The 9,193-nt window shown below is 71.7% G+C and carries 7 protein-coding genes; 2 read left to right on the top strand and 5 right to left on the bottom strand.

What is annotated here, in order from left to right; all coding sequences use genetic code 11:
- Both VGD85_RS11665 and VGD85_RS11660 read right to left on the bottom strand, forming a co-directional pair.
- Positions 1-458, bottom strand: a 458-nt coding sequence (locus VGD85_RS11665) for a carboxyltransferase domain-containing protein (protein WP_331063611.1), incomplete at its 3' end; no start/stop codon positions are given.
- Positions 459-925: 467 nt separating this feature from the next.
- Positions 926-1,621 (bottom strand): 5-oxoprolinase subunit PxpA, encoded by a 696-nt coding sequence (locus tag VGD85_RS11660; protein ID WP_331063610.1) that lies wholly within the window; start codon positions 1,619-1,621, stop codon positions 926-928.
- A 23-nt stretch (positions 1,622-1,644) separates the two neighbouring features.
- Between VGD85_RS11660 and VGD85_RS11655 the strand changes: the two genes are divergently transcribed.
- Positions 1,645-3,813 (top strand): S9 family peptidase, encoded by a 2,169-nt coding sequence (locus VGD85_RS11655; protein ID WP_331063609.1) that lies wholly within the window; start codon positions 1,645-1,647, stop codon positions 3,811-3,813.
- Positions 3,814-3,992: 179 nt separating this feature from the next.
- A complete protein-coding gene (locus tag VGD85_RS11650) occupies positions 3,993-4,952 on the top strand; it encodes a sigma-70 family RNA polymerase sigma factor (RefSeq protein ID WP_331063608.1) in 960 nt (319 codons plus the stop codon).
- Positions 4,953-4,961: 9 nt separating this feature from the next.
- Here the strand turns inward: VGD85_RS11650 and coaE are convergent, their stop codons facing one another.
- The 3 genes from coaE to VGD85_RS11635 form a co-directional block, all read right to left on the bottom strand.
- On the bottom strand, positions 4,962-5,552 hold the full coding sequence (coaE, locus tag VGD85_RS11645; protein ID WP_331063607.1) for a dephospho-CoA kinase: 591 nt from the start codon (positions 5,550-5,552) through the stop codon (positions 4,962-4,964).
- Positions 5,549-8,626 carry a type I restriction endonuclease subunit R gene (locus VGD85_RS11640; protein WP_331063606.1) on the bottom strand — a complete coding sequence of 1,026 codons (3,078 nt, stop codon included), beginning with the start codon at positions 8,624-8,626 and terminating at the stop codon, positions 5,549-5,551. The genes coaE and VGD85_RS11640 overlap by 4 nt, the downstream gene beginning before the upstream one ends.
- A 42-nt stretch (positions 8,627-8,668) precedes the next feature.
- Positions 8,669-9,193: HNH endonuclease (locus tag VGD85_RS11635; RefSeq protein ID WP_414690803.1), on the bottom strand; the 525-nt coding region annotated here is incomplete at its 5' end.

Raw genomic sequence — 9,193 nt, 5'->3', positions numbered from 1 at the left:
CAGGGCCCGGCCAGCGCGACCGACCCGGGCGGCACCTGCGGCCGCGGCGACTCCAGGCGGGGTACGGCGAGGTCGCCCGGCAGCCCGGCCAGGTACGCGAAGCCGGGGGCGAACCCGCAGAAGGACGCGACGTACTCGACCGCCGCGTGCCGCCGCACGACGCCGCCGGGGTCGGTGCCCCACACGGCGGCCACCGCGGCGAGGTCGGGGCCGTCGTAGACGACCGGGACCTCCACGAGGTCCCCGCGGGGCGCGTCGTCGGTCGGCGTCCAGCCCGCCAGCAGCGCCCCCAGCCCCGCCGGGTCGGCGAGGCCGTCGAAGAGGACCGTCTCCGCGGCCGGGACGATCTCGACCGCGGGCACGGCCGCCGCCCGCGCCCAGGTGGCCAGCGCGAGCGCGCTCGCCGGGCCGTCGACCTCGGCGAGCACGGCGCTGGGACCGAACGGGCGCAGGGACATGCGCCGAGGCGGAGGAGGCGGCGCGAGGGGCACGGCACCAGTCTGCCCGCCCCGGCTGTTCACCGCGCCGTCATGCCCGGGGCCTTGTCCCGCACAGGCATGGGATCGACGATGACGGGGAAATAAGGTGAGGGGCTCCCGGTGGTATGAGCACCAGGAGCCCCTCGGCTCGGCCGGAATCGGTGACGCCCGACCGACCGGACCGGCCCTCGGACCCCGCCGTCCCCGTCACCGGGCCGGCGCCGCGAGTTGCCTCGCGGTGCGGATCGTCGTTCCTGTCCGATCCCGATCCGCCTTGCGGTGGATCGGTGAGAGAGTTCTATGGCACGGCGCCGGGGGCCCGCAAGAGGGTCCGGGAAACCCACAGGCTCCTCCACAGCTCGTGGCCGTCTCTCCACCACAGGGGTGCACACTCCACAGCCCGCGGTCCAGACCTGTGGAGCAACCTGTGGGTGACCACCCGACGCCTAGCCGGTGAACGGGCGCAGCTCGAAGCCGGCCGACTCGAGGGACCGGCGGACCGCGACCGCGTGGCCGACCGCGCCCGGGGTGTCCCCGTGCAGGCAGACCGAGTCGACCCGGTCGGCCAGGGCGAGCGCCTGGGCGACCACGCCCTCGGGGTCCTCGAGGACCGCGCCGGGCTCGGAGCGGGGCAGCAGGCGCCCGTCGGCGGCGTACCGGCGATCGGGAAAGCCCTCGTGGAAGACCGCCCGGCCGGCGTCGGCGGCGAGCCGGAGGAACGCGCCGGGCATCCCGAGCACCGGCAGCGCGCCGGACCCGTCCAGCACCGCCCGCGCCTGCTCCTCGTCGTCGAGCACCCGGTGATAGAGCGCGCCGTGCGGCTTCACGTAGGTCACCGCCGTCCCCTCGGCGGCCGCCACCTCGGCCAGCGAGCCGACCTGGTCGGCCACCTGCTCGCGCAGCTCGGCGTACGGCACGTCGCGGTGGACCCGTCCGAAGTTCTCCCGGTCGTCGTAGGACACCTGGGCACCGAGCGCGACGCCGAGCCGGGCCGCCTCGGCGCACACGGCGCGCATCACCGCTCGGCTGCCGGCGTGGTAGCCGCAGGCGACGTTGGCGCTGGTGACGACGGCGAGCAGCGCCTCGTCGTCGGTGATCTCCTCGCCGAGGTCGGCGTTGAGGTCGATGCGGGGGCGCGCCATGCCCCGACGCTATCGTCGCGGCCATGCAGTCCTCCCTCGTCCCGCCCACCGCGGACCGGCGCCCGACCACCTCCGAGCACCACGGGCACCAGCGCACCGACGACTACGAGTGGCTGCGCGACAAGGACGCCCCGGAGGTCCTCGCCCACCTCGAGGCCGAGAACGCCTACACTCGCGAGCGCACCGCCCACCTCGCCGACCTGCGCCAGTCGATCTTCGACGAGATCAAGGCCCGCACGCGCGAGACCGACCTCTCGGTGCCCACCCGCAGCCGCGGCTACTGGTACTACGGGCGCTCCTTCGAGGGCAAGGAGTACGGCGCCAGCTGCCGCGTGCCGGTGTCCGACCCCGACGACTGGACGCCGCCCCGGCCCGCCGAGGACACCCGCCCCGACGAGCCGGCGCTGCCCGGCGAGGAGGTGCTGCTCGACCTCGACGCCCTCGCCGAGGGCCACGAGTTCTTCTCCCTGGGCGGGTCGTCGGTCAGCCCGGACACGACCCTGCTCGCCTACGCGACCGACGTGGTCGGCGACGAGCGCTACACGATCGAGGTCAAGGACCTCGCGAGCGGCACCCTGCTGCCCGACCGCATCACCGGCGCGCTCGGCGGGGCCGTGTGGGACCGCGCCGGCGAGAGCTTCTACTACACGACCGTCGACGACTCCTGGCGGGCGGACAAGATCTGGCGGCACCGCCTGGGCACCACCCAGGACGAGGACGAGCTGGTCCACCACGAGACCGACGGGCGGTTCTGGGTCGGCGTCGGCCGCAGCCGCACCGACCGGTTCCTGGTGGTCGCGTCGGGATCGAAGAACACCTCGGAGTACCGCTTCCTCGACGCCGACCACCCCGAGGCGGGGTGGCAGGTGTTCGCCGAGCGGCGCGAGGGGCTGGAGTACTCCCTCGAGCACGCGGTCCTCGCGGGCGAGGACGTGTTCCTCGTGCTGCACAACCACGCCGGACCCGACTTCGAGCTGGGCGTCGCGCCCGTCCGGCCCACGCCCGCGGAGCAGTGGCGCCCGCTGCTGGCCCACGACCCCGCCGTACGCCTCGAGGACGTCGACGCGTTCGCCGGCCACCTGGTCGTCCACCAGCGCAGCGAGGGCCTGACCCAGCTGCGCATCCTCGAGCTCGACGAGGAGGGCGTCGCCGAGGACTACCTCGTGGACTTCGACCAGGAGGTCTACACGGTCGGCGCCGCCGGCAACCCCGAGTTCACCCAGCCGGTGGTGCGCCTGGGCTACACGTCGATGGCGGTGCCGTCGTCGGTCTACGACTACGACGTGGCCAGCCGCGAGCTGACGCTGCTGCGGCGCACCCCGGTGCTCGGCGGCTTCGCGCCCGCCGACTACGAGGAGCACCGGCTGTGGGCGCGCGCCGAGGACGGCACGAAGATCCCGATCTCGATCGTCGCCAAGCGCGGCTCCCGCGAGGACGTGGGCGGCGGCACCGGACCGGTGCCGGTGCTGCTCTACGGCTACGGCGCCTACGAGACCTCGATCGACCCGTACTTCTCGATCGCCCGCCTCTCGCTGCTCGACCGCGGTGCGGCGTTCGCGATCGCGCACGTGCGCGGCGGGGGCGAGATGGGCCGGCACTGGTACGACGACGGCAAGCTGATGCGCAAGCAGAACACGTTCTCCGACTTCGCCGCGTGCGCCCGCCACCTGATCGCGACCGGCTGGACCACGCCCGACCGCCTGGTCGCCGAGGGCGGCAGCGCCGGCGGGCTGCTCATGGGTGCGGTCGCCAACCAGGCGCCGGAGCTGTTCGCGGGGATCGTCGCCGACGTGCCGTTCGTCGACGCGCTCACCACGATGCTCGACGCGAGCCTGCCGCTGACCGTCCCCGAGTACGACGAGTGGGGCAACCCGGAGGCCGACCCGGCCGTGTACGAGTACCTCGCGTCGTACGCGCCCTACGACAACGTCGCGGCGATCGACTACCCGCCGATCCTGGCGGAGACCTCGCTGCACGACACGCGGGTGCTCTATGTCGAGCCGGCGAAGTGGATCGCGCGGCTGCGCGCCACGGCCGTCGGTCGCCGCGACTTCCTGCTGCGCACCGAGATGGCGGCCGGCCACGGCGGCGTCTCGGGCCGCTACAAGGCCTGGCACGACCGGGCGTTCGCGCTCGCCTGGATCCTCGACCGGATGGGTCTCGCGGACCGCCCGAGCGGGGTCCGTCCCTGAGGGTTCCCCTGAGAAGTCCCTGAGAGTACGCCGCCGACGCAACTCACCGGCCCGCTCACTCGTCATTCGGGGTGAGAAGTTCAAGGTTTGACCAGGGAATCCGCTGGTCACCGTGGACGTTGTAAGGGACGTGTGGCGGCCTGACCGTGTCGCCCATGTGTGAGATTGGAGGGCGACCCATGGTTGCACGCACCGCCGTCACCGCTGGCACTCGCGAGATCGAGGGCCGCGACAGCGTCGGCCTGTACCTCGACGAGATCGCCCGCAACCCGCTGCTCGACGCCGCTGCGGAGGTCGAGCTCTCCAAGACGATCGAGGCCGGCCTGATGGCCGAGCACCTGCTCGCCGAGGGCCGCGTGGGCCGCAAGAAGGGCGGCGCCCCGATGTCGGCCACCGTCGAGGAGCTCGAGTGGCTGGCCGAGGAGGGCCGCAAGGCCGTCGACACGTTCATCACCGCGAACCTGCGGCTGGTCGTCTCGATCGCCCGCAAGTACGGCCGGGCCCAGATGCCGATGCTCGACCTGATCCAGGAGGGCAACACCGGCCTGATCCGCGCGGTCGAGAAGTTCGACTACACCAAGGGCTACAAGTTCTCGACCTACGCCACGTGGTGGGTGCGCCAGGCGATCACCCGCGGCATCGCCCAGCAGGCCCGCGTGGTCCGGCTGCCCGTGCACGTGGTCGAGGAGCTCAACCAGGTCGGCGGCGCCCGGCGCACGCTCGAGCGCCAGCTGGGCCGCGAGCCCGAGCCGCGCGAGATCGCAGCCGAGCTCGGCATGGACGTCGACCGCGTCCTGGACCTGATGGCCTGGGGCCGGGAGCACGTCAGCCTCGACTCCCCCGTCGACGAGGACGGCGACACCTCGCTGGGCGACCTGATGGCGCAGGAGACGGCCCCCGGGCCCGACCTGAACTTCATCGACGTCGAGTCCCGCGACCGCCTCAACAGCCTGGTCGGCCAGCTCGACGATCGCGCCGCGGACATCATCCGCTCGCGCTACGGCCTGGTCGACGGGCGCCAGCACAAGCTCGCCGACATCGGCGCCAAGCACGGCATCTCCGCCGAGCGGGTGCGCCAGCTCGAGCGCGAGGCGCTGCAGAAGCTCCGCCGTCTCGGGGACCCCGATCTGGCTGCCTGACCGGGCCGCCTAGCTGCGCTTGCGCAGCTGTTCGAAGACCTCCGCCACCCGTTGGCGGAGGTCTTCGCGCGTCCCGGTGTTCTCGATGACGTACGTCGCGATCGCGCGGCGCTGCTCGCGCGTGGCCTGGGCCGCGATCCGCGCCTCGGCGTCCGCGCGGGGCATGCCGCGATCGCGGAGCATCCGCTCGACCTGGGTCTCGTGCGGGGTGTCGACGACGATGACCGCGTCGAACTCCGCGGCCCGCCCGGACTCGGCGAGCAGCGGGATGTCGTGCACGACGACCCCGTCGGCCGGGGCGGCCGCCTCGAGCTCGGCGTACCGCTCGAAGACGAGGGGGTGCACGATCGCCTCCAGCACCTTGCGCTTCGCCTCGTCCTCGAAGACGATCCGGCCGACCGCGGCGCGGTCCATCTCGCCGTCGTCGGTGAGGATGTCGGTGCCGAACGCCTCGACCACCTGGGCCAAGCCGGGGGTGCCCCGGGCGACCACCTCGCGGGCGAGGAGGTCGGCGTCGATCACCGTGGCCCCGAGCTCGCGCAGGATCGCCGCCACCGTGCTCTTGCCCGACGCGATCCCGCCGGTGAGTCCCACTCTCATGCCGTGTCCCCCGCCCTGGCGGTCTCGTAGAGCAGTGTGATCAGGCTGTGGAAGTAGTCGGTGCGCTTGCTGTCGGCATCGAACAGCTGCTTCACGAGCTCGCCGTACGCCGCCTGCGCCTCGACCAGCGCGTCGGTGAACCCGGCCTTGAGCGTCGGGCTCTCGGCGACCTGCTGCTGGGTGTTGGTGCGGACCTGGGTGCGCACGACGGGGTTGTCCAGCATCCGGCGCACCACGTGTGAGGAGAGCGCGCCGATGTCGGTGTCGTCGAAGCTGCCGCCGTCGAACACCTCGTTCATCCGGCGGATCACCTCCGCCAGCGCGACGAGCACCGGGTCCTGCGCGAGCCCGCTGCCGGCTCCCCGGAGCGGGTCGAGCTCGACCGGCTGACCGGTCGCGAGGTCGAGCCGGACGGTGGCACCTTCGCGGTGCGCGACGTTCGCCAGGACGACGTCGGAGAGGTCCACGGTCTCGTGCCGGCTCTCGTCTCGGATCAGGCGAGCGAACAGCCGGAAGAAGATCGCTCTCTTCTCCAGGTCGGTCTGGCCGTAGTTGATGACCTGGGAGAGGAAGTCGTAGAGCTTGACGTAGGTGTCGACGTCCTTGCGGAACAGCTCGAGACGTTCGAGCTCACCGCGGTCGTCCTGGGCGAGCGCATGGTCGAGCGCGGCCGTGAAGCGCACCCTCGGCTCCGCCAGCAGGGCCTGCAACCGCTCATGTGCCTTCGGTGCCCCGCTGTCACGGACCCAGGCTCGAGCTACGGCCTCGACCTCCTCGTCGGTGTAGATGTGGGCGGCGTCGAGCTTGGCCCGCAGGTCGTGGATGAGGTCGGGGTCCGTGGTCGCCGACAGCGAGGCCTCTTCGTAGTAGGGCTTGAACGCCGCCACGATGTCGTCCGGGTCGTTGACGAAGTCGACGACGTAGGTCGCGTCCTTCCCGGGCGTGATCCGGTTGAGCCGGGACAGGGTCTGGACCGCGGTCACCCCGTCGAGGCGCTTGTCGACGTACATCGCGACGAGCAGGGGTTGGTCGAACCCGGTCTGGAACTTGTTGGCGACGATCAGCACGTCGAACTCGGGGCCCGCGAAGGCGCGGGGCAGGGTGCGTCCCCGGAGCCCGGGGTTCATGGATGCCTCGGTGAACGGCTCGGGGCCGCTCTCCTGGTCCTCGACCGAGCCGGAGAACGCGACCAGCGTGGCGACGTCGTCGTAGCCGTTGTCGTCGATGTAGGCGTCCATCGCGAGCTTGTACCGAACCGCCTCCTTGCGCGAGCCGGTCACCACCATGGCCTTCGCGTGCCCACCGAGGTGGCCGCGGACGTGGCTGCGGAAGTGGTCGACGATGATGCGGACCTTCTGGCTGACGTTGGTGGGGTGCAGCCGCACCCAGCGCATCAGCTCCTTGGTGGCCTGCGACTGGTCGACCTCGCGCTCGGGCGCGTCAGCGCTCTTGAGTCGCTGGCGCAGACGGAAGGCGGTGTCGTACGGCGTGTAGTTGTCGAGCACGTCGAGGATGAAGCCCTCCTCGATCGCCTGGCGCATCGTGTACAGGTGGAACGGCCTTGGCCTGCCGTCGGCGTCCGGGGTGCCGAACAGCTCCAGGGTCCTGTTCTTCGGCGTGGCGGTGAAGGCGAAGTAGGAGATGTTCGGGTTGTCGGCTCGCTGCGCCATCTGCCAGGCGAGCAGATCCTCGGTGCCGACCCCGCCGCCGTCGTCGAGGTCGGCGCGCTCCCCGGCGGACAGCACCTTCTTGATCTCGGCGGCCGCGACGCCGGTCTGCGAGGAATGCGCTTCGTCGGCGATGATCGCGAACCGCTCCCCTTCCAGGCCGGCGTCGGCGAGCGCCTGCCCGACGAAGGGGAAGGTCTGGATGGTCACGGTGATGATCGGCGCGAGGCTGGTCAGCGCCTCGGCGAGCTGCTGGGACTTCGACCTGCCGCCTGCGGTGTCGTCGCCGATGGAGACGACGACACCGGCCCGGTGATCGACGCTCTTGATGGTCTCGCGCAGCTGGGAGTCGAGGACGTTGCGGTCGGTCACCACGATGACCGAGCGGAAGACCTTCTCTCCCGCGGCGTCGTGGAGCGTCGCGAGCTGGTGGGTGAGCCAGGCGATCGAGTTGGACTTTCCCGACCCGGCGGAGTGCTGGACGAGGTAGCGCTTGCCCGCGCCTTGCACGCGGGCGTCCGCGACGAGCGCGGTCACGGCCTCCCACTGGTGATACCTCGGGAACAGCAGCGACTCCGACCGCTTGGTCTCCCCGGTGATCGGGTGCGTCTTGGTCTCGACGTGCAGGTGCATGAACGAGAGCAGGATCCGCAGCCAGTTGTCGCGCTGCCACACGCGCTCCCACAGGTACGAGGTCGGCGACCCGTCCGGGTTCGCCGGGTTGCCCGCGCCACCCGCGTTGCCGGTGTTGAACGGCAGGAAGTGGGTGTCCGCGCCCCGGAGGTGGGTCGTCATCTGGGCGTCGGTGTTGGAGACCGCGAAGTGCACCAACGCCCGGTGGCCGAACCGGAGCAGCGGCTCGATCTTGTTCGTCGCGGGATCACGCGGGGTGCGGTCGCGCTTGTACTGCTCGACGGCGAGCCCGCTGGTCTGGGTGAAGTCGGTCTTGAGCTCGACGGTCGCCACCGGCAGGCCGTTGACGAAGAACACGAGGTCGAGGGCGTTGCCGTTGTGCTGGGAGTAGCGGACCTGGCGCATCACGCGCACCCGGTTGGCCGCGTAGCGTCGACCGGTCTCCGGGTTGAGGTCGGTCTCGGGGCGGGCCTGGACCATGGCGAAGCTGGCCGCGCCGGTCGCGAACCCACGCCGGAGCAGGTTGAGCGTCCCGCCGGTGGTCTCCAGGGGGCCGTCGAGCACCTTCACGATCCGGTCGAGCAGCTGGTCGCGGCTGGCCACCTTGGCGAGCTCGTCGGGCTGGGTCTCCTCGAGCCAGGCCCAGATGTCGTCGGGGTAGAGCGCGCGCGCCTTGTCGTAGCGGTCGCCGTCACCGGGGTCGTAGAGCCACCCGTGGGCGGCGAGGTGCTCGCACAGCTCGGCCTCGAACTTCGCCTCGTGGTAGTCAGCCATCGAGAGGCCATGATGCCCCACGGTGCCTGGGCGTGGGCTGGATCAGGCGACGGACTCGTCACCGAGATAGATCTCCATCGACATCGGTCGTCGCACGACCCGGACCTGGGGCGCGACGCTGGTGTAGACGTGCCCGGTCGGTGTGGTGGTCTCGATGGTGTGGAGATCATGGTGCCCGTCGGGTCCGGGCCGGGGTCTGGCTCGCCAGCCGATGGCTTCTTTCGCGATGTTGCAGGCCTCGCAGAGACCTTGGCCGTTGACGAGGCTGGTCGGGCCGCCTTCGGCGAGCCCCTGGGCATGGTCGTGGTCGGCGATCGGCGCGTCGCACCAGGGGGTGCGGCAACGGCCCTGGTCGCGGAGTCCGATGAGGTCGGCGAGGCCGGCGGGGAAGCGCCTGGAGCGCGACTCGGCGGCCACGAGACGCCCGGTCGCGGGGTGCACGTAGAGACGCCGGAGCGCGGCCAGCCCGAAGTCGTGGGCCCGGCGGATCAGGTGGCGCGCGACGTCCGCCGGGACGGGGCCGTAGCCCGACACCCAGCCGGGCTCGTCGTCCACACCCAGAAGCGT

The organism is Nocardioides sp., from assembly GCF_036401255.1.
In the GTDB taxonomy this organism is placed as follows: Bacteria; Actinomycetota; Actinomycetes; order Propionibacteriales; family Nocardioidaceae; genus Nocardioides.
This window is presented reverse-complemented; position numbering and strand designations above follow the sequence as displayed.